General features: G+C 69.1%; 2 protein-coding genes. Both read right to left on the bottom strand.

Features of this window, described 5'->3' with window-relative positions; translation table 11 throughout:
• Positions 1 to 96 precede the first annotated feature (96 nt).
• Entirely contained in the window at positions 97 to 249 is a 153-nt protein-coding gene (locus AB0F88_RS31120; protein ID WP_362692048.1) for a hypothetical protein, read from the bottom strand.
• A gap of 39 nt (positions 250 to 288) precedes the next feature.
• Positions 289 to 447 (bottom strand): hypothetical protein, encoded by a 159-nt coding sequence (locus tag AB0F88_RS31115; protein WP_344941908.1) that lies wholly within the window; start codon positions 445 to 447, stop codon positions 289 to 291.
• Positions 448 to 635: the final 188 nt, after the last annotated feature.

The following is a 635-nucleotide window of genomic DNA, read 5'->3' as shown; positions in this document are numbered from 1 at the left end:
GGCCGCGACGTGGTCATCGCCGCGCTGCTCGGCGCCGAGGAGTACGGCTTCGCCACGGCCCCGCCGCGAGATCGCGGCGCCGCCACGTCGATCACGTCAGCAGCCGCCCTCGATGGTCAGCGTGCAGATGCTGTAGATCCAGTCGGTCGTCGTCGGGAGGGCCTCAAGGGTGTCGACCCCCGGGACCGCCGCGACCTCGGCGAGCGAGGTGTAGGCGTCGGCGCCCTCCATCAGAATCTCCGCGGACATGTGTTCACCCCCTTTGCGGCTCGGGCTCGAAGCGCCGGTTCAGCAGCCGGACTGGATGGTGTAGGCGATGCTGCACAGCGGGCTGGTGAGCCAGCTGTTGGGCGGGAAGGCCTCGAGGTTGTCGCCGCCGGGGACCGTCGCGACCTCGGCGAGCGAGGTGTAGGCGTCGGCGCCCTCCATCAGGATTTCAGTGGACATGGTGTTCTCCTTGTTGCTCTCAGGTTGCTCTCAGGCGAATGTGGGGTCGTGGCGTGGCCGCACGTGTCGCGAGGCCGCCACGCGGTTTCGTCAGCAGCCGGACTGGATGGTGTAGGCGATGCTGCACAGCGGGCTGGTGAGCCAGCTGTTGGGCGGGAAGGCCTCGAGGTTGTCGCCGCCGGGGACCG

The sequence above is a fragment of the Streptosporangium sp. NPDC023963 genome (assembly GCF_040639135.1).
Taxonomy (GTDB): domain Bacteria; phylum Actinomycetota; class Actinomycetes; order Streptosporangiales; family Streptosporangiaceae; genus Streptosporangium.
The sequence above is the reverse complement of the archived record's forward strand: the minus strand, read 5'-3'. Positions and strand labels throughout refer to the sequence as shown.